The 20,294-nt window shown below is 42.4% G+C and carries 19 protein-coding genes; 10 read left to right on the forward strand and 9 right to left on the reverse strand.

Features of this window, described 5'->3' with window-relative positions; genetic code table 11:
- The first annotated feature begins 218 nt into the window (after positions 1–218).
- Positions 219–1,487 carry an RNA polymerase sigma factor gene (locus Q4574_RS15905; protein ID WP_303475250.1) on the forward strand — a complete coding sequence of 423 codons (1,269 nt, stop codon included), beginning with the start codon at positions 219–221 and terminating at the stop codon, positions 1,485–1,487.
- A gap of 521 nt (positions 1,488–2,008) precedes the next feature.
- On the opposite strand, the gene Q4574_RS15910 is transcribed toward Q4574_RS15905, so the two are convergent.
- Positions 2,009–2,359, reverse strand: a complete 351-nt coding sequence (locus Q4574_RS15910; protein ID WP_303475252.1) for a YciI family protein — start codon at positions 2,357–2,359, stop codon at positions 2,009–2,011.
- A 456-nt stretch (positions 2,360–2,815) separates the two neighbouring features.
- Here Q4574_RS15910 and Q4574_RS15915 point away from each other — a divergent pair, with 456 nt between their 5' ends.
- The 3 genes from Q4574_RS15915 to Q4574_RS15925 are packed head-to-tail and all read left to right on the forward strand — an operon-like array spanning position 2,816 to position 6,230.
- Complete coding sequence (locus tag Q4574_RS15915; RefSeq protein ID WP_303475254.1) at positions 2,816–4,189, forward strand: ferredoxin reductase family protein; 1,374 nt, start codon at positions 2,816–2,818, stop codon at positions 4,187–4,189.
- A gap of 30 nt (positions 4,190–4,219) precedes the next feature.
- The gene (locus tag Q4574_RS15920) at positions 4,220–4,435 is read left to right on the forward strand and encodes a ferredoxin family protein (protein ID WP_303475256.1); all 216 of its coding nucleotides are present in this window, start codon (positions 4,220–4,222) and stop codon (positions 4,433–4,435) included.
- 1 nt (position 4,436) lies between these two features.
- Positions 4,437–6,230: an FAD-binding protein gene (locus Q4574_RS15925; RefSeq protein ID WP_303475257.1), complete on the forward strand. Its 1,794-nt coding sequence runs from the start codon at positions 4,437–4,439 to the stop codon at positions 6,228–6,230.
- 19 nt (positions 6,231–6,249) lie between these two features.
- Here Q4574_RS15925 and lpxH read toward each other — a convergent pair whose 3' ends face one another.
- Positions 6,250–6,981 (reverse strand): UDP-2,3-diacylglucosamine diphosphatase, encoded by a 732-nt coding sequence (gene lpxH / locus Q4574_RS15930; protein WP_303475258.1) that lies wholly within the window; start codon positions 6,979–6,981, stop codon positions 6,250–6,252.
- A gap of 42 nt (positions 6,982–7,023) precedes the next feature.
- Positions 7,024–7,518 (reverse strand): peptidylprolyl isomerase, encoded by a 495-nt coding sequence (locus tag Q4574_RS15935; protein WP_303475260.1) that lies wholly within the window; start codon positions 7,516–7,518, stop codon positions 7,024–7,026.
- 200 nt (positions 7,519–7,718) lie between these two features.
- Between Q4574_RS15935 and cysS the strand changes: the two genes are divergently transcribed.
- Positions 7,719–9,095, forward strand: coding sequence for a cysteine--tRNA ligase (cysS, locus tag Q4574_RS15940; RefSeq protein WP_303475262.1), 1,377 nt, complete (start codon positions 7,719–7,721; stop codon positions 9,093–9,095).
- A 23-nt stretch (positions 9,096–9,118) separates the two neighbouring features.
- A complete protein-coding gene (locus Q4574_RS15945) occupies positions 9,119–9,259 on the forward strand; it encodes a hypothetical protein (protein WP_303475264.1) in 141 nt (46 codons plus the stop codon).
- Between the two features lie 310 nt (positions 9,260–9,569).
- On the opposite strand, the gene Q4574_RS15950 is transcribed toward Q4574_RS15945, so the two are convergent.
- Genes Q4574_RS15950 through gloB form a run of 3 tightly spaced genes read right to left on the reverse strand, consistent with a single transcriptional unit; the run spans position 9,570 to position 13,189 of the window.
- Entirely contained in the window at positions 9,570–10,625 is a 1,056-nt protein-coding gene (locus Q4574_RS15950) for an ion transporter (protein WP_303475266.1), read from the reverse strand.
- A gap of 34 nt (positions 10,626–10,659) precedes the next feature.
- Complete coding sequence (locus tag Q4574_RS15955) at positions 10,660–12,351, reverse strand: LysM peptidoglycan-binding domain-containing protein (RefSeq protein ID WP_303475268.1); 1,692 nt, start codon at positions 12,349–12,351, stop codon at positions 10,660–10,662.
- Between the two features lie 43 nt (positions 12,352–12,394).
- The gene (gene gloB, locus Q4574_RS15960) at positions 12,395–13,189 is read right to left on the reverse strand and encodes a hydroxyacylglutathione hydrolase (protein ID WP_303475270.1); all 795 of its coding nucleotides are present in this window, start codon (positions 13,187–13,189) and stop codon (positions 12,395–12,397) included.
- Between the two features lie 76 nt (positions 13,190–13,265).
- Here gloB and Q4574_RS15965 point away from each other — a divergent pair, with 76 nt between their 5' ends.
- Positions 13,266–14,045: a class I SAM-dependent methyltransferase gene (locus Q4574_RS15965; RefSeq protein WP_303475272.1), complete on the forward strand. Its 780-nt coding sequence runs from the start codon at positions 13,266–13,268 to the stop codon at positions 14,043–14,045.
- 36 nt (positions 14,046–14,081) lie between these two features.
- Positions 14,082–14,309: a hypothetical protein gene (locus tag Q4574_RS15970; RefSeq protein WP_303475275.1), complete on the forward strand. Its 228-nt coding sequence runs from the start codon at positions 14,082–14,084 to the stop codon at positions 14,307–14,309.
- A gap of 122 nt (positions 14,310–14,431) precedes the next feature.
- On the opposite strand, the gene metG is transcribed toward Q4574_RS15970, so the two are convergent.
- Positions 14,432–16,474 carry a methionine--tRNA ligase gene (metG, locus tag Q4574_RS15975; protein WP_303475277.1) on the reverse strand — a complete coding sequence of 681 codons (2,043 nt, stop codon included), beginning with the start codon at positions 16,472–16,474 and terminating at the stop codon, positions 14,432–14,434.
- A 117-nt stretch (positions 16,475–16,591) separates the two neighbouring features.
- Between metG and apbC the strand changes: the two genes are divergently transcribed.
- Together apbC and dcd are read left to right on the forward strand one after the other, a co-directional pair.
- Positions 16,592–17,653, forward strand: a complete 1,062-nt coding sequence (gene apbC, locus Q4574_RS15980; RefSeq protein ID WP_303475278.1) for an iron-sulfur cluster carrier protein ApbC — start codon at positions 16,592–16,594, stop codon at positions 17,651–17,653.
- Positions 17,654–17,742: 89 nt separating this feature from the next.
- Positions 17,743–18,333 (forward strand): dCTP deaminase, encoded by a 591-nt coding sequence (gene dcd, locus Q4574_RS15985; protein WP_303475280.1) that lies wholly within the window; start codon positions 17,743–17,745, stop codon positions 18,331–18,333.
- 18 nt (positions 18,334–18,351) lie between these two features.
- Here the strand turns inward: dcd and Q4574_RS15990 are convergent, their stop codons facing one another.
- Positions 18,352–19,371: an AraC family transcriptional regulator ligand-binding domain-containing protein gene (locus tag Q4574_RS15990; RefSeq protein ID WP_303475282.1), complete on the reverse strand. Its 1,020-nt coding sequence runs from the start codon at positions 19,369–19,371 to the stop codon at positions 18,352–18,354.
- On the reverse strand, positions 19,364–20,278 hold the full coding sequence (locus Q4574_RS15995) for a diguanylate cyclase (RefSeq protein ID WP_303475284.1): 915 nt from the start codon (positions 20,276–20,278) through the stop codon (positions 19,364–19,366). Before Q4574_RS15995 ends, Q4574_RS15990 begins: the two co-directional genes overlap by 8 nt.
- Positions 20,279–20,294: the final 16 nt, after the last annotated feature.

A 20,294-nucleotide genomic window follows, 5' to 3' on the forward strand; every position in this document is an offset into this window, starting at 1 on the left:
GTCTTTAGGCCATGGGTTGTGAAGGTCAATTAACCCCTCGGGGCCTGTAGCATGGTCTTTAGACCATGGGCTGTGAAGGTCAATTACCCACTCGGGGCTAAAGCCACCGACTACAGGCTATGGAATTATCGGTTTTGGGAACAATTATTATTTTCAATTTACATTTTTTCTTTGTATTACGTACACTTTATCCATGAAAATCGTAGACATACTGAAACATGACAAAGTGCGAACAGTTAGTCGCTGAACTCCAACTCTCACAAAGTCCCCGCTTATTCGCTGTATTGGTGAGGATTTTTGGTGTTCATAATTTTGACTTAGCCGAAGATGTCTTGCAGGAGGCCTTTTTTAAAGCGCTAGTCGATTGGAAAAGTAAGGGGATACCGTCAAATCCACAAGCTTGGCTAATGCAAACTGCAAAAAACCGAGCTTTGGATTGTATTCGGCAATCTCGTACCCAACGCAAATATGCACAAGATTTAAGCCATTTTTTAGAAAGCGAATGGACGGCGAATACAACTTTAGATTCAGAATTTACCGAACATCGGATTAAGGATGATCAATTACGTATGTTGTTTATGTGTTGTCATCAGCAACTGAGCTCTGAAAATCGTTTACCTTTTATGCTTAAGCATTTATGTGGCTTGTCTATTAATGCCATAGCCAAAGCACTTTTTACACCAGAAGCCACCATCAAAAAACGGCTTTTACGAACCCGTCAAAAGCTTCATGATTATCAATATACCCTTCCCAGTGAAAGTGAACTCCCACAAGCGTTGGATAATGTGCATACCGCACTATATCTGTTATTCAACGAAGGGTTTCATGCTGATCCTAAGGATATGTCAGAAAAGCGAATATTCTGTCGAGATGCAATGGGACTAGTAGATCTACTTATTGATGAAAACAGTATTGCCAATCAGGATACATTCGCTTTGTTGGCCTTGATGTATTTTCAAATGGCCAGAATAGAAAGCAAAAATGATCAGCAGGGACAGCCAATACCCATTGACCTACAAAAGCGCAGTATCTGGAACAAAGATATGATTTTCAAAGGTTGCACATTACTTGAATTAGCCGATAAATTAACCATATTGGGCACTGGCCGGTTTTATTTAGAAGCACACATTGCGTATCAGCATTGTAAGGTAGATTCCTTTAGTCAAACGCCTTGGTTCGATATTTATTGTTTATATCAGCAACTATTTGAATTGACGGGATCGCCAGTAACCCAATTAAATTTAGCCGTCGCCCAAGGATATAGCGGAGAGATAAGCGCTGCCATTGAGTTGGTGACGGCCCTGAGTTTAGATCCTGTTTTTAAACAATCTCATTTACCTTTGGCCACGTTAGCCCACCTTAACGCGTTACAAGGAAATGAACAGCAAGCCTGGCAGTTTGCCAAACAAGCCAACGAGAAAGGTGGCGATAAGCATCAACAAAAAATCATGATGGCGCAAATTCAACGCCTGTTAGTATCTTCTTAAATCATATAGACACGGAAAACAGTGCCTGTAGCATGGTCTTTAGGCCATGGGTTATGAAGGTCAATTACCCTCTCGGGGCTAAAGCCACCGACTACAGGCTGTGGAATTATCGGTTTTTGCGAGGGTCTGTAGCATGGTCTTTAGGCTATGGGTTGTGAAGGTCAATTAACCCCTCGGGGCTAAAGCCACCGACTACAGGCTGTGGAATTATCGGTTTTTGCGAGGGTCTGTAGCATGGCCTTCAGACCATGGGTTGTGAAGGTCAATTAACCCTCTCGGGGCTAAAGCCACCGACTACAGGCTGTGGAATTATCGGTTTTTGCGCGGGGCCTGTAGCATGGTCTTTAGGCCATGGGTTGTGAAGGTCAATTAACCCTCTCGGGGCTAAAGCCACCGACTACAGGCCATGAAATTATATGGGGGTATCAAACAATCCTCGGGGCTAAAGCCACCGACTACAGCGGGCTAAAGCCAGCGTTTACTGGCTTCGAAAGAGGGATACCTTTGCGGATTAGATGAAACTAATCAATGTTTGCGATTTCTCTGATTTCTACCGTGATATTAGGGTGCAGAAAAATAGGACACTTCTTCGCAATTTCTATGGCATCTTCCATGGTTTCTGAGCGAACAATGCTGTAACCCGTAACCAGTTCTTTAATTTCAGCTAAAGACACATCTGTCACCACGCCATCACCCGTTAACCGCTTGCCTTCATAATTTAATGGCGATCCTCCTGACACTAGTTGTTTGCGTTCTTCAAGCTCTGCCATCCACTGTCCCCATTTCTCCATGGCTTCGGCCATATCTTCTGGGCTGGTATCAGTCATCCAGTCTTTGTTTCCACCACGATAAATCAACATATATTCATTCATAACGATTCCTTTTTTAATTATTAGGTTTAGAGATAGACCACTAATTGCCTTTCTCTAATCAATGACGATTCGACCATCATGTTTGGAGACATTTATATTCAAAAAAAGTAATATTTTTTACTGACTGGTTATATTTATAGCTTTTTTAAATATCCCCGCGCTTACATTTACATAAGTAGCAACCACAATTTGCTCGTGCTTTTCCCTAATGGTTTCAATTCAACCATTTTTGTATATTCGAATTCCTCGATCTACAACCAAAACGTATAAATTCCATAAGGTGTAACAAACCTAATAGTCAATTCAAGGTCGTGGCAGTAACATTTTTTATGCCGCTAAATGTAATTGAGTATAACTTTTCAAAATTTATCGTTGAAATTGCTAAGTAGAACCATGCAACCAGTAAGCCGGTGACTGTTACACAGTAAAAATGGTATATGAAATTAGGACATAAGAATGAGTACTGACCGCAGTTTACGTTATAATTTCTTTAACCTCGGCCTTACCAGAAAAGCTAAGCTTACGATCATATATAGCTTTCTATTAGCTCTGCTTTTTATCCTTTCTTATATTTCACCTATGGACGATAAAGGAGTTTATGTAAGCATAGTCATATTTTTAAATTTGGTTGGCATTGCGGGGTTTTACCTTCAATTTCCATTGGCTGGAAGATTTAGATTTATCGCGTTATTTAACCATACCGATTGGAGCATACCGCAACATAAAAAAATGGGATACTGGATAGGCGCTATTTTTTTACTGCATCCATTCTTAATATTAGCGCCTAAATTAGGGTTATCAAACTCTGACGCATGGTTAGCTATACGTACCGTCACTTTTGCCCCAGAAATGCTAACAGGCTTAATTGCTTGGGGCTTATTTATTGTGTGGATTGGGCTTTCTATTTTCCGTCGTCATATTCCTATTCATTATGAAATATGGCGTTTGTGGCATAGTCTAGGCTTTATCATAATCTCTATCTTGGCTACGCTGCATATAACCTCTGTAGGAAGTCATGGTCAGCTTCAAAGCCCATTTAACATTTTATTTTGGTTGCTTTGCGTAATCTCCATAACTGGAACTGTCTACAACTATTTGCTCAAACCGAGACTACTCAAACAGCAACCTTTTGAAGTGAAAGAAATTAAAAAGGTGAGTCGCAATGATTGGAAATTAACACTGACATCAAATGCACAACCGCACTTTAAATTTGAAGCTGGACAATTCGTCTGGCTCAATTCCAATCCTTCTCCTTATAACTTGGATTACCATCCATTCTCTATTGCATCAACAATTCGTCAACTGCCTGACATTTCGTTCATTATTCGCGAATGGGGTGACTACACTAATCAAATTGGGCAGTTGTCCATAGGCCAAACAGTTTATGTTGATGGTCCTTTTGGTCAGATGAGTTTAAAAGATAGTGAAGGCGCAAAAGGCATCGTGTTAGTGGCTGGCGGTGCAGGAATCGCCCCTATGTTGAGTCTTCTAAATCAATTAGCAGATAACCAAGATCCTCGGCCTATCCGGTTACTGTATGGAAATACCAGTTTAGATCAAATGGTGATGCAGAAGGAAATCAAAGGGTTAGAACAAAGAATGATTAATTTTCAGCAAACATTGGTATGTGATCAAGCTCCAGATAATGCTGATGTCTATCTAGGCGTGATTGATAAATTCGTATTAGAAAAATCGTTACCAGAGAGTGCTTTACAGCATTGGTCTGCCTATCTATGCGGTCCGGAGCAAATGATTGACAGTGTTTGCAAAAATTTAGTGACAATGAAAATGTCCAAAAGACACATCTATTTCGAACAACTTGCTTTTTAATCTAAGAATTACAATGTTGAGGATACTGTAATGCCTATTAACCAAATTTCCGGTTGCATTGGTTGTGAAGTCTGCATAAAAAGCTGTCCAACTGATGTGATTAAGTTAGATAACAAAACCAAGAAAGCGGTGATTGCATATCCTGAAGATTGCCAGATTTGTCACTTATGTCGTCTTTACTGTCCTGTAGGCGCAATCACTATTACGCCTGAAAAGAGTATTCCGGTGATGGTATCTTGGAGGTAACATGAGTAAATTTGATCCCAATTCTGAAAAAAATCAACACAATAAAAATTTTTCAAGACGCCAATTTATGGGGATAACTGGCAGTGTCCTGGGGGCTTCAGTAAGTGCGTATGCTATGGGAGCGAGTATTTTTAATCACCCTCCACAGATAAACCACCGCAAGATAGAGTCTGGCGAATTTACTAACGAAAACTTAATTACCGATGTGTTGGTTATTGGGGGAGGTATGGCTGGTCTATTTGCCGCTGTAAAAGCCCATGACGCTGGTGCAAAAGTGTTGATGGTTTCGAAAGGACGCTTGGGAAGCTCTGGACTAACCCCGTTTGCCAAAGGCTTTTTCAGTTATGACAAACAAAACAGTAAAATGAGTATTGATGAGTTTGTTGCCCTAGTTTCCGAATCTGCGATTGGTACCAATAACTCAGTATTTACACGTCAATTAGCAGAGCATTCTTACGCCCGAGCCCAAGAGTTAAAAGCATGGGGATTCTTTGATTCTCCCCTTTATAATGAATCTTTTATGCGCCCCATTAACGAACGTAACATTCCTTTGCACGAACGCATTATGATTACCCATTTGGTAAAACAAGATAATCGCGTAGTGGGAGCGTCTGGTTTTAGTTTAGACCAACCCAAGATAGTACACTTCCATGCTAAGACAGTTATATTATGTACCGGTTCTGGTGGGTTCAAACCAAGCGGCTTTCCAGTGTGTGATTTAACCCATGATGGCAGCATTATGGCCTATAAAATTGGCGCAAAAATCACTGGAAAAGAGTGGAATGATGGGCATCCAGGTTCGGCGCAAAACTCCGGCTCAAGTTATGACAATTGGCATGGCCAAATAGAAGAAAAACCAGGTATAACAGGAGCTGAAATTCACCACGATTTAGGGGTTGATCTGAATTATCAAGTTTATCGACTAGGTGGTCCCATAACTATGGGAGGGCCTGGTAGGAAAGAAGAAAGCACATTGACGGGGGGTCCCTATGTCCCCGAAAAATTTCGAAGAGTGGGTATGCCTCCTGCACCACCTACTGAAGGTGTTTTTGGTGGATTATTTAATACTGAACGCAAAGATCGGCAAGGGCCTCCTGGAATGGGCGGAGAGCAAGTTGGTGGTTCCAGTGCCGGTATGGCGATTCACAAATCTGAAGGCTTAGTGCCAATCGATGATACTGGTTTAACTACCATTAATGGTTTATACGCTGCGGGCGATGCATTAGGTTCGCACATGTCTGGCGGGATATATACTCAAATAGGCTCATCTTTGGCGGGATCTGCTGTTCAAGGTGCCATAGCGGGAGAGGCGGCTGCAGAACTAAGCTCTACTTTGCCAATTTTGATGATTACAGAGCAAAATCAAAAAAAGAATGAGACCGAAATTCTTGCTCCATTAGTTCGTGAACGCGGAATTAGTCCAGCTTGGGTAACTCAAGTACTTCAAGGAATTATGATACCTAACTTTGTGTTGTACATTAAAAAAGAACGTATGCTACAAGCTGCACTGGCTTATATAGAAGAACTCCGTGATCTTCATGTTCCAATGCTTATGGCGGCAGACTTACATAAACTGCGAATTGCCCATGAAACCGAGAATATGATCATTACCGCAGAGATGAAACTCAAAGCTTCTTTATTGCGCAAGGAAAGCCGCTGTAGCCATTATCGATTAGATTACCCCGAAGTAGACAGGGAGAACTGGGATGCGTGGATTAATATTTGGCAAGATCAGAAAGGCGCGATGCAGTTCGAGAAACAGCCATTTAATATGTGGCCAAAGTTTCCAACTTAAAATACTGAAACAACGGTTTTTATCCTAAATTTTCGCTAATTAAATCAATGGATTTTGGAGTGATTTTTAGCATACTACCTTGATCGTACCAATCACCTAAAACGATGCGCAGAGCGGGTTTATCATTTGCGACAAGTTGATGTATCGCAGGGCGGTGAGTGTGGCCGTGTATCAATTGTTGAACATTAAATTCCTGCATATAATTAACCACTTCTGAAGAAGTGACGTCCATAATTTCCATACTTAGTTTTTGCTGATTCTGTTGGCTAGTTTTGCGTCCTTTTTCGGCGATTCTTTTACGTACCCATAACGGCAAGGTTAAAACCATTCTTGGCCACCACCAACCTCGCGCTTTTTTGCGAAACTTCTGATAGGCGAGGTCTAATGTACAGAGTTCATCACCATGCATCAAAAGAGTGGGGGTGCCATAGAGATCGATGACATGCTGTTCTGGTAATATTGTCATGCCTGCACGGCTGGCAAATTTTTCTCGAATTAAGAAGTCGCGATTGCCGTGAATAAAATAGATGGGCACGCCGGTTTGAGAATACTCTTTGAATAAACTCGCTACCTGTTCACTAAACTCGTTGCGATCGTCATCGCCAATCCAATATTCGAACAAATCGCCTAGCACATATAAAGCATCAGCACCTATGGCTTTAACCCGCAAAAAATCAGCCAAGCATTGGGTTATGTCTGGACGCTGGGCACTGAGGTGTAAATCAGAAATAAAGTAGGTAAATGGTTGCATAAGACGATCAAAAAAGGCTGATAAAAATCAGCCTTTATTTTTTTACTCCGTTATTTCAGCTTTTTGAATAACGACGTCTTCTACTGGCACATCATCGTGCATGCCGTGACGAGAGGTCTTCACCCCTTTAATTTTATTGACGATATCCATACCTTCAACGACTTCACCAAAAGCACAATAACCCCAACCTTCCATTGATTCACTGCGAAAGTTAAGGAAGCTATTATCTTTAAGGTTGATAAAGAACTGAGCAGTCGCAGAGTGTGGATCATTGGTTCTTGCCATGGCAATAGTGCCCGTGTTGTTGGCTACGCCATTATTCGCTTCGTTTTGAATTGCTTCGTTTGGCGTTTTTTGATCCATTCCAGGCTCAAATCCACCGCCTTGGATCATAAATCCATCTATGACACGATGAAAGATTGTGTTGTCGTAAAATCCATCTTTTACATAGCTTAAAAAGTTTTCAACCGTCTTCGGTGCTTTGTCTTCAAAAAGGTTAAGTACGATTACGCCATAGTTTGTATGTAGTTTTACCATCAAGGGTTCCTGTGGATAAAATAATGATTTTAAAATTGTTTAAGCGGTCTATTGTATCTCAATCATTCAAATAATTCAGCTATTGCGCGCATATTGGAATGATATTAGTGTGAATTTTTGCAAACACGCTGGTTTATGTCATCTTGAGTCAGTGCTAGAATCCCGCAACTAAATTAACCTAACCACATGGAACTCATATAATGCAGCAAATATATAACACCCTCACTCGACAAAAAGAGACTTTTAAGCCGCTGGTGGCTGGAAAAGTAGGGTTGTATGTCTGTGGTATTACTGTGTATGACGTTTGCCATATGGGACATGCCCGCACCTATCTAAGTTTCGACCTCATGGTGCGCTACTTGCGTCACAAAGGATATGAGGTGAATTATGTGCGTAATATCACCGATGTAGACGACAAAATCATTCAACGAGCTAACCAAAATGGCGAAACTCCTGAGCAGTTAACTCAGCGCACCATTGCGTTAATGCATGAGGATTTTGCAGCAATTAACTTGTTGGAGCCTGATGTCGAACCAAGAGTCACAACACATATGCCGGAAATTATCGATGTAATTGAGCGATTAATTGCCAAAGGTCATGCCTATCAGGCGCCAAGTGGTGATGTGTTGTTCGATGTGAGTACCTACGAGCAATATGGCAAGTTGAGTCGACAAGACTTAGATCAGCTTAACGCTGGTGAGCGCGTCGAGGTGTCGGCTGACAAAACCGACCCATTAGACTTTGTATTGTGGAAAACTGTTAAACCTGGTGAGCCTTTTTGGGAGTCTCCCTGGGGGCCAGGTCGTCCAGGGTGGCACATCGAATGTTCGGCCATGAATAGCAAACATTTAGGCACACACTTTGATATTCACGGTGGTGGTTCTGATTTGATCTTCCCCCATCATGAAAATGAAGTCGCGCAATCTTGCTGTGCCTTTGATACGCCCTATGTGAATTACTGGATGCATGCTGGCATGGTGCAGGTTGACTCAGAAAAAATGTCTAAATCATTGGGTAACTTTTTTACTTTGCGTGATGTATTAAAAGACTATGATGCGGAAACCTTGCGTTATTTCTTAATGTCTGCCCATTATCGCAGTCAATTAAGCTATTCTGAAGACAATATCAAGCAAGCTAAATCTGCTTTGGAGCGTTTATATACGGCCTTGCGTGATAGTCAGCCAAATTTGCACGTAGATATGCAAACAGGTGATTATTTACAACGCTTTGAAGCCGCTATGGATGATGATTTTAATACTCCGGAAGCCTTTGCAGTCATGTTTGATTTGGTTAAGGATATCAACAAAAGCAAAGGCCAGGAAAAATCAGATCTGGCCGGGGTTTTATTGAAGCTAGGGGATATTTTAGGGTTTTTACAAATGGATCCTGTGGATTATCTACAAGGTGGCGCAGCCCAAGGTGATGAGGCATCAGTGATTGAAGGTTTAATCCAAGCCCGAAATGATGCTAGAGCCGAAAAAGATTGGGCAGCTGCGGATAAAGCTCGCGACGCGTTAACCGCAATGGGCGTGGTGTTAGAAGACGGAGCCAACGGCACCACCTGGCGAAAAATCTAAATGTGTAGCCTGGTCTTTAGGCCATGGAATTACGCATTGGTATTGAAACCATCCTCGGGGCTAAAGCCGCCGACTACAGCGGGTCTTTAGGCCATGGAATTACTGGGTTTAACGATGGGCCTGTAGCATGGTCTTTAGGCCATGGAATTACGCATTGGTATTAAACCATCCTCGGGGCTAAAGCCACCGACTACAATGTTGCCTGCAGCATGGTATTTAGGCCATGGAATTACGCATTGGTATTAAACCATCCTCGGGGCTAAAGCCACCGACTACAGCGGGGCTTTAGGCCATGGAATTACGCATTGGTATTAAAACCACCCTCGGGGCTAAAGCCACCGACTACAATGTTGCCTGTAGCATGGTCTTTAGGCCATGAAATTACGCATTGGTATTGAAACCGCCCTCGGGCCTAAAGCTGCCGACTACAGCGGGGCTTTAGGCCATGGAGGGTTTCGGGGCTAAAGCCACCGACTACAATTGTGGCGGTGTTTGTGGGTCTGTTTCTTTGATTAAATCCGCGCTAGGGGATGTTTTTTCCTCAAACTCGGATTTCCAACGCTGCTGGGAAACGTGATGTTTTATCAATTCAATACACTCATTAACCACTGCCAGCACTTCATCATCTAAGGCTTCATCTTCACTCGAGAAACGACCAATCCCGTGTTTGACAAAATCGTCGATTTTTTCTGGGGTGACATCTTTAAGCAAATTGACTATCGATTGGGTCACAATATCGGTTACTGCCGACTCGAGTGTTCGTTCAATGGTTGAGCCTACTACCGGAACCAATTTTAAGGTGGAAATTTGCGGATTGCCCGTCACCGCTTTACCAACACTCTTACTCACATGTTGCCTAACCGATTCTCCGTGATCGTTGTGTTCGATTGACTCCCCAATATGGCTCATAACCGACGCTGTCCATCGAGTAATGACCGGCAGCCTAGACGCTAAGACATTTTGGGTAATGTCCTCCACTAAGGGAGATCCCGCTGCGATATCTTTTTGCGCATCCGACAGCACTTTTACAACAATACGATCAGACAGCTCTTCGACAAACACATCATAATAAAATGCCACAAAACGAAATAGTGCAGTGCGCCTGAGATCAATAATTTGATATTTGTGCAGGCGATGTAATATTGAAAATATCCGTAAAAATCGGAATATTCGAGCGGCGCCAAGTGGAATACAGCCAATCAAATCATAAAAATGGATAAACGGGAAAAAATACCATCTTAAATAGGTTTTTTTGACAATCGCCACTATCCAGCGCAAGCAAAATTCACTTAAGAATACTGCCACAAAGGCTAAATCGATTAACAGAAAGTTCTTGTGGATAGGTGCATAACCTGTGACCAAAGATTCCGACACATAAGCCAAGGATTGTTTAACAATTTCAGTGCTGTAGAGGGAGTCAAAAATGATCCAGATAAGATTAATAAATAATAATCCTAACATCACCAAATCGAGTAAAAGCCAAGGTCCTTCATGGCTCTTATTTAGATTGCTGCGATTAAACCCTAGCATCGATGCTCCCTTTTAACTCTGCCATTTCTGCCCTTTAGGTGCGGGTGACGTCAACATAGACTTTAATCTTTTGGCCTGGCTGCAAATATTTACGCAGTTTATCTTGGTTCCATCGTTTTAAGTCGACCAAATTAACCTTAAATTTATTAGCGATCCGAGCCAATGAATCCCCTTTTCTAACGGTATAGGTTAAAGAGCGCATGACCGCATCTTTACGCTGTGACTCCGATGCCTGCTTAAGCCAGATCACTAAATCTTTACCCGGCATTAAAGGGTCGTTAGGGGCCATACCATTCCACTTGGCTAGGCTGCGCATATCCACTTTGTACTTGCGGCTTAGATCCCAAAATGTATCACCACTTTGTACTTTGTGTTTTAAGGAGTAAGTGCCGCGAGGTTTAGATTGAGTACTCGCCAGTCGCTGATCTTGGGAAAGGGAATAGGAGTCTAAGGATTTTAAGGATACAGGGACTAAAATATATTCACCTAATCGTATCAGGTTCCCCTGCATATCATTCACTCCTTTAATGACATCCACGGTTGTGTGATATTGTTTAGCCAGTTTTAATAAACTATCACCACTTTTGACTTTATGACGGACCCAGTTAAGGCGTTCATTCTCCTCAATGTTATTCAAGGCAAGCTCGAAGTTTTCGACACTTTCAATGGGTAATAATAGTCTGTGAGGGCCGTCTGGATCCGTTGCCCAGCGATTAAATCCAGCATTTAATGAATGCAGCTCTTTGAGGGTTAAACCAGCAAGATCTGCCGCTAAAGCTAAATCAATTTGCGACTCAACATCTACCACCTTAACAAAAGGTTTGTTTGGGATGGCTGTCCATGCAATATTGTTTTCATCTGAGTCTTTTAAAATACTGCTCAGTGCTAATAATTTCGGCACGTAAGCCCGAGTTTCTTTGGGCAAGTCTAAAGACCAGAAATCAGTCGGTTTACCTGCTTTTTTATTTTTTCTAATGGCACTTCTTACTCTACCTTCGCCCGAATTGTATGCTGCCAAAGCATGCAACCAATCGCCATCAAACATTTTATGCAAGTAAATTAGGTAGGCAATAGCTCCTTCTGTGGAGGCCACCACATCTCGTCTGCCGTCATACCACCAGGTTTGTTTCATGCCAAAGCGCTTTCCTGTGCCGGGAATAAACTGCCACATCCCTGCTGCGCGTCCATGGGAATAGGCGAAAGGGTCAAATGCACTTTCTACAATGGGTAGAAAAACCAGCTCCAGAGGAAGTTGATTCTTTTCTATTTGCTCAACAATGTAGTGCATAAATGGCTTAGCACGGGTGGCAACGCGTTGCATATAATTGCTGTGCTTTAAGTACCAGTTCTTTTGCGCGTTTAAGCGCTCATTATCGGGGATAGGAAAGGTTAATTGGTGTTTAATTCTAAGCCAGAGGTTGTCTGGGCTTTCAGTTGAGTCTGGACTACTGGTTACTTCGTCGTTAGGTAATTCCACGTAATTGTCTGGTTCAACGGTTATTTCTACTATTTCTGTAGGATGAGTAACCGGAATTGTGCCGTGGGAGGCTGAGGTACAATCAAAAAGCTCATCGGCTAGCGCATGTTTTTGTTCGCAGGTTTTATTAATTTGCTCTGCGATGAGTTGTTCTTGATGGGTTTCTTTTTCCACGTCTGCATGGGAGTCCGCCATAAACGTTTGGCAACCCGCTAGCACCATAAGCAATGAAAATGATGTCATTTTCATTGTGGTTTTAAAGATACTTGTTTGAGTGTTGTCATTGGCTCCACTAAAAGTTGTCTTTCCACTTTCTGACTGCGGCGAAAACCTCGGTTTCGTTGGGTAACTTCTTGCCAACAAATTGTTCTGCATTATTTTTTATTTCATCCTGTTGCGCGCGTAAAAACGGATTGATCGCTTTTTGTTGTTCGATATTCGATGGCAGGGTGGGTAGTCCCTGATTTCGTTGTTGTTTTGCCCAATCTGAATAGGCTTGTAAAGCACTGTTCTGTGGCTCAACGTTTAACGCAAAGTCCACATTGGCTAATGTATATTCGTGGGTACAATAGACCTTAGTTTGCTCTGGGAGTTTCATTAATTTCCCTAAAGATTCATGCATTTGTTGTGGCGTTCCTTCAAATAACCGGCCACAACCAGCGGAAAATAAGGTATCACCACAAAACAGCATGTTTTGGCCATAAAATGCAATATGATCCAGGGTGTGACCAGGTACCTCTAGCACTGTTAATTCAAGATCCAAGTCATCTAGCACCACTGAGTCGCCTTCTCGCAACTTTTTTGTTAATCCTCGAATACTACCATACTCAGGTCCCAACACAGGGATCTGCGGTGCGTATTTTACTAGGGACAAAATTCCACCAGTATGATCACTGTGATGATGGGTGATTAAAATACCTTTTAAGGTTAAGCCTTCCGATTGAATGTGATCTATGACAGGGCTTGCATCACCAGGGTCGACTACCCAACAATTCATGCCGTCATGGATACACCAAATATAATTATCTGTGAAAGCAGGGATAGGAAAAACCCTAAGCTTTGATTGAGTTTGAGTGGTTTGGGACATAATTACCTTGCTTGTGTCGCTTCGCTAGTGTTGTACTATAAGAAGTTGTTGGTAGCTGCGCAATTGTTTGGACAATATGAAGCCTGCTTTAATCTCTAAAAAACCGATTTATCCCACATCTTGGCAAGCTCTGCCGGTTGGTGATGACATGAAACAGCATGTGCAAACTAATTTGGAAGCATGCAGTCGACGTTTTTTCGGCTACCATATGGTGCGATTAGGCTGTTTGAGCAGTCAAATCGATTTACCTGAATGTGCAATTAAACACATTATTAATGTGGTTGATGCTAAGTGCCTTGAGCAACATCAAAGCCTGCATGGGGTTAATGTGATTGCTCAAACCCACGAGCTTCCCTTTAGTGAAAACAGTGTGGATGCCTATCTGTTAGCCCATGAACTAGATTTTTCAAAAGATCCCCATCAAATTTTAAGGGAAGTGGATCGCACTTTAATTCCCAATGGCCATGTTGTTATTGTGGGGTTTAATCCCTTCAGTTTGGCTGGAATTTTTCGCTACCTACCTTTGAAGTCGAATAAAGTGTTACGGGAAGCGCGTTTCTTCAGCAGTATGCGAATAAATGATTGGTTGCATTTACTTGGCTTTGAAATTATCGAACAAGACCAACTGGTTTTTTCCAGTTTGTTGTTTAAGCGTAAATCGCGGATTTTTTCCCGAATAGAAACCTTTTGCCGACAATATTTACCGATTTTTTCTAGTATCTACGTCATAGTCGCTAAAAAACGTGTGGTTCCCTTGTCATTAATTAAACCGAAATGGAAACCGTCGCCCAAATTTTCCGCGGTGGGCGCAAGCGTACGTACTTCAATGCAGAAAAATAGTGTAGATAGTCGTTAGCTGAGGGAGATGAATAACCAATAAAGGTTAGTGCATATGAACGGGCGGGTGTACGACTACAACCTTAGCCGCTTTATGTCGGTAGACCCCTTTATCCAGATGCCTGAGAGCAGCCAGAGTATCAACCCGTATTCGTATCAAGGTCATATTCACTTAAGCTATTTCAGGGGCTGTATTAAAAAGGTTTCAAGATTGTATCTTGATGACCTTTCCTTCAAAGATGAATTTTCTAAACTACCGCCAGACGTAAATCCAACACCGTAAAACAATAAGAACCGTTGTTTAAAAACTCCAGTTCGCTGATGACATACACTGTTTTAATTCATAAAAAAGGCGCTCACTAAATGAACGCCTCTGTATCGCTGACTTCAACGGGGAAAATAGGCTTATTTAACCTTCATACCTGGTTGTGCACCTTCATGGGGTTCCATGATCCACAGATCTTTGCCTCCGGGACCCGCCGCTAACACCATGCCTTCAGACAAACCGAAACGCATTTTACGAGGGGCTAAATTCGCCACCATTACCGTTAACTTACCTTCGAGCTCTTCAGGTTGATATGCAGACTTAATCCCAGCAAATACTTGTTTAGTGTCACCGCCTAAGTCCAATTGAAGACGCAGTAGTTTATCTGCTCCTTCCACATGCTCTGCTTTGGCAATTTTAGCAATACGCAGGTCCACTTTAGCAAAGTCATCAAAACTAATGGTCTCACCAATGGGATCTTTTTCTAGTGGACCCTCTGTTGCCGTTGTTTTAGGTGCCGGGGCTTGCTTAGGTTCAAGGTTTTCTTTTGAATCTTCAATAATGGCATTCACCTTATCCATATCCACACGTTGCATTAAGGCTTTAAATTTGTTGATTTGATGCTTACCTAAATCACGTTGTGCACTATCCCAATCAAGACTATCGTTTAGGAAAGCTTCTGCTTGCTCAGCCAACTTTGGCAACACCGGTTTAAGGTAAACCACTAGTATACGGAACAGGTTGATCCCTAAAGAACAAACATCGTGTGTATATTGCTCCTTGCCTTCTTCTTTAATAGTTACCCAAGGTGCTTGGGCATCAATGAATTGGTTGGCTTTATCTGCCAGAGCCATAATTTCACGAATCGCACGGTTGTATTGGCGTTTTTCGTACATATCAGCAATGTCATCGGAGGCTTGTTTAAATTGCGCTAGTAATTCCGGTTCAATGACGTTATCAGACAAGGTAGCGTCAAAGCGCTTGGTAATAAACCCTGCACAGCGACTGGCAATGTTCACTACTTTTCCGACTAAGTCAGAGTTTACTTTCTGGGCAAAATCTTCCAGATTTAAATCGATATCGGTAACACCATCACTTAATTTAGACGCATAATAATAACGCAAATATTCTGGGTTAAGATGGTCTAAATAAGTGCGCCCTTTAATGAAAGTACCGCTTGATTTCGACATTTTCGCGCCGTTTACGGTAACAAAACCGTGCACGTTTACGCCAGTGGGCTTGCGTAAACCAGCCCCTTCGAGCATGGCTGGCCAGAATAGACAATGGAAGTAAGTGATATCTTTACCAATGAAATGGTAAAGCTCAGCATCTGAATCTGGATTCCAAAAACTATCAAAATCAATATCGTGTTGGTTACAGTAGTTTTTGAAGCTAGCCATGTAACCCACTGGTGCATCTACCCAAACATAGAAGAATTTATTCGGTGCACCGGGTATTTCAAAGCCAAAATAAGGGGCATCGCGGCTGATATCCCATTGTTGCAATCCTTCGTCAAACCACTCTTTGAGTTTATTGGCTATCTCTTCTTGCAGCGCGCCACTGACCAGCCACTCTTTGAGCATATTTTCAAATTTGGGTAAATCGAAGAAATAATGTTCTGAATCTTTCAATATTGGCGTCGCACCCGATACCACAGAACGCGGGTTAATCACCTCGGTTGGGCTATAAGTTGCACTGCATACGTCGCAGCTATCGCCATTTTGATTTTCCGCTTTGCAAGACGGGCAAGTGCCTTTAATGAAGCGATCAGGCAAGAACATGTTCTTTTCAGGATCATATAATTGGCTAATTGTGCGTTTACTAATGTATCCCGCTTTATCTAATCGATTATAAATTTCTTCGCACAGTTCTTTGTTTTCATCGGAATGGGTAACATAGTAGTTATCGTATTCAATATGAAAGTCTAATAGATCCTGATGATGTTCTGCACGGGTTTGCGCAACCATTTGCTCAGGGGTAATACCTAACTCCTGCGCTTTTAACATCACGGGGGTTCCGTGTGCATCATCGGCGCAAACACTGTAGCATTGGTGGCCTCGCATTCGTTGATAACGTGTCCATATATCAGTTTGAATGTGTTCCAGTAAATGGCCTAAATGGATAGAACCATTGGCATAAGGTAAGGCACTGGTGACGAGTATTTTACGTGGCTGATTTGGCATGTTTGATTACGAGTCTTGATTAGTTGAAAAAAGGACGCAAATGGTAACGAAAATGCAGCCTTAATGCATTAGTAAAACGACAGAAATTCAGATAAATTGCATCAAAAGGAGTCCCCTTTGTCGAATCTCATCTTTAATCCACCCCAGATACAGCAAATTTGTCAGCTTATTGGCCAAATGTTGAGCTTGTCTGAATCGCAAACCTTGGCGTGTCTCACCTCAACCCAGCAAAACCTGCAATTTTGTTTTCCATTTGCCTGTGAGCAGGATTTTCCGGTGATCTTAGACGCTATCAGCGAATTGGGAGTCGATGGCAGCAAAGTGCTATTAGGTTGCGAAATAGCTGCAAAAAAAACCAAAATAAAGCGATTGGCGAAGATCAAAAATATTATTGCCATTGCCTCAGGAAAAGGCGGTGTGGGTAAGTCTGCCAGTGCCGTCAATTTGGCGTTTGCGTTACAGGCACAGGGGGCGAAAGTGGGGATTTTGGATGCAGATATTTATGGTCCTTCGGTGCCTATCATGTTGGGTAATCCACATGCAAAACCTGAAAGTGAAGATAATAAACACATGATCCCGTTGAATTGTCATGGTGTGGTGGCAAATTCCATTGGCTATTTAGTCCCTAATGAGGATGCTGCGGTGTGGCGGGGGCCAATGGCCAGTAAAGCCTTACAGCAAATATTGAATGAAACCCTATGGCCTGAGCTAGATTATTTGATTGTGGATATGCCGCCAGGTACCGGCGATATTCAATTAACCATGGCGCAACAGGTACCGTTAACTGCGGCAGTAGTGGTGACGACGCCTCAAGACATAGCTTTGGCTGATGCAACAAAGGGAATTGCCATGTTTAATAAAGTAAGTATTCCTGTTTTAGGCGTGGTTGAGAATATGAGCTATTACCAGTGCCGCAAATGCGGAAATAAAGAGTTTGTGTTCGCCACAGGTGGCGGAGAAAAGCTAGCCGAGCAGCAACATTTAGCGTTACTTGCTCAACTCCCCTTAGATATTCAAATACGTGAGCATGCTGATAATGGTCAACCGTTAATTATCCAGCAACCCAACAGTGAATTGGCTCAAGCATATTTCCTTGCGGCTAAAAAAATGTCACAACAGCTGGCCTACAACGAAACCTTAAATAGCGATGATTCAATTCCAATTGTTGAAAAACATTGAACAACCGCAGCTAGGCGATCATAATGTGCGCGAATTGAGCTTTAAACCAAACACCGCATGTTGCGCGGTACACTTACAGAGAATATTTCATGCGCTTATGTGATAAAGATATCTATCAATACATAAAAGAAGGCAAAATTTCGATTTCTCCTGAACCTGATTACTCTGAAATCAGTGGTGTAACCGTGGATATCCGACTTGGTAATAAATTTCGGGTGTTCGAAGATCATACCGCGCCGTTTATCGATCTTAGTGGTCCTAAAGCGGAAGTTCAAGAAGCCATGAATACAGTGATGAGCGATGAAATTGTTGTTCCTGATGACAAGTCGTTTTTCTTACATCCCGGAGAATTGGCCTTAGCAGTAACCCATGAGTCTGTAACCCTACCGGCAAATATTGTGGGTTGGTTAGATGGGCGTTCTTCTCTTGCGCGCTTAGGATTGATGGTCCACGTCACAGCCCATCGCATAGATCCAGGTTGGTCTGGCAATATTGTGTTGGAGTTTTTCAATAGCGGCAAACTGCCACTGGCATTAAAACCTAAAATGAAAATAGGGGCTATCAGCTTTGAAGTTCTATCAGATTATGCTGAAAAACCCTATAGCAGTCGTGCAGATGCCAAATATCGTAATCAAGATGGTGCTATAGCTAGCCGCATCAGCGCAGACGACAAATCCTGAAACCGTTAATTCAGGGGGTTAACTCACAATGTTGTGGGTGGCCATTCTGAGTTGACTTGGGGTTAAGCCCGTCCAACGTTTAACCGAGCGCCGAAAATTAGGAATGTCATTAAACTGCATAAGGTTGGCGCTTTCTTCATTGCTTAATTGCTGCACTTGCAATAAATAAATTGCTTGTTGTTTTCCCACTTCATCTTGTAGTTGCTGAAAACTGTAACCATGTTGTTTGAGTTTTCGCTTAAATGTGGATGGACTCATTAAAAATTGTTCGGCAGCAGCTTGTAGGCCTAAATGCTGCTGAGCTATTGCTTTGCGAACCGCCGCTAAAAATCCCAGTTTTGGGATAGCACTGTTCTTACACTGGCGTAAGGCATGCCATTTGAGGCTGTCACTGCGATGTAAACAGGTTTTTGTAAGCCATTTGTTGTCAAAACTAACGCTCATCACTGGCTGTGAAAAACGCAAGCGATGGCTCAGATGCACTTCGTATTCTTGAATATATTTCGGACGAGCAAAGGGAAAGTTAAACTCATACGGAATACGTTCGCCAAACAGTAACTTTGTGCCCGCAACCAAGGCAGTACAATAGAGTTCTGCAATGAATTGAAATTGCTCTTTACAGCCTATGGCATCGGTAAATAGTAGGTAATGATGGGACTGGGTTGCATACCCTTTAACATCTAAAAACGGACAAATTTGATTGAGTTGCTGGTGTAACACTCGAAAGGCATCGGTTAAATCTCGACTGTGCATTAGGGCATTCGAAATCGCGCCATAGTTGCCAGGGAACAGCCGTTTTCCGAGTAAAAAAGCACAGTCGTTTCCCGGCGTTAAGGCTTGGGCGTTGCTTATGAGTTGCAACAGTTGATAAACACTTAGTTTTCTATCTGAAATCACATCTTCATTAAATATTCCGGTACCGCGTAATAATTTATGCTTATTCACTTCGCGAGAACGACTGAAATCCAGTACGCTGGCAGCCAATTGGTGAGCGGGTACGACTTTATCCTCTAAACTGTAAAAATCCCTTTTAACCATGTGCTGGACCATTTTTTTTAAAATTTTCCAAACGACGGTTTACCCGTTGTAAAAGGCTTTCACTCACGTCTCCATACTTGGCCGTTTCGGCTGCAAAGGTGAGTTGATGAAATACTGACTCCCCCGACAAGGCAGGTTTAAAAGCAATATTAGCGATGGCCTTTTTTATTTGTTCTGCAATGTGCTCCGCTGTGGATAAATCTGTATTGGGGAAGAATAAAATAAATCTGTCTCCAGCGTAGCGACAGGCCAGATCGCTGGGGCGCAGATTCATTAAAATTAAATCAGATAACTCACGCAAAAGTTGATCGCCTTTATCGTGTCCATATTTGCGGTTAAATACGTCGAAGTTGTTGATATCTAGCATGGCCACCGCAAAATCCGGGCTTGGCGTGTTGGCTAATTCTGAGTCGATTTGTGAGCGCATGTACTCTGCGCTATATAGCGCGGTAATGAAGTCCACCTGATGGTGTTGTCGTAAAGACGATTCCCGCTTGTGTAATTGTTTGTTCAATATCAATTGCTCTAGGTGCCATTGATACAGGGCATAACTCATGATAATCATGCCAACCCCCGCAGGGATTGACTCAACCATGCTTAACCCTTCAGCACTATTTTCATAAAACATGAATTCATCAACTAGATCCAAATTAGCGGAAAATAGAAAGCAGCTTAAGCCGACCACCAACGCTGTGGTGACCCTGCCTGGAGGGCGACTGACCAATATGAAAAATATCCACAGTAAGGACAAGAGGGACACGCTACCTTCCCCTAAAATATCGAGCCAAGATATGTCGGCTAAGGGTTTAAGCTGTCCAATACCGATGCTCAAGGTAATAGATAAAGTGACTGATGCACACGCTAATGAAAAGAGTCGTTGATGGCGTGCTAGAAGTGAAAGGTTCATGTTAATACTCATTTAA

The organism is Aliiglaciecola sp. 3_MG-2023 (assembly GCF_030548205.1).
Classification (GTDB): domain Bacteria; phylum Pseudomonadota; class Gammaproteobacteria; order Enterobacterales; family Alteromonadaceae; genus Aliiglaciecola.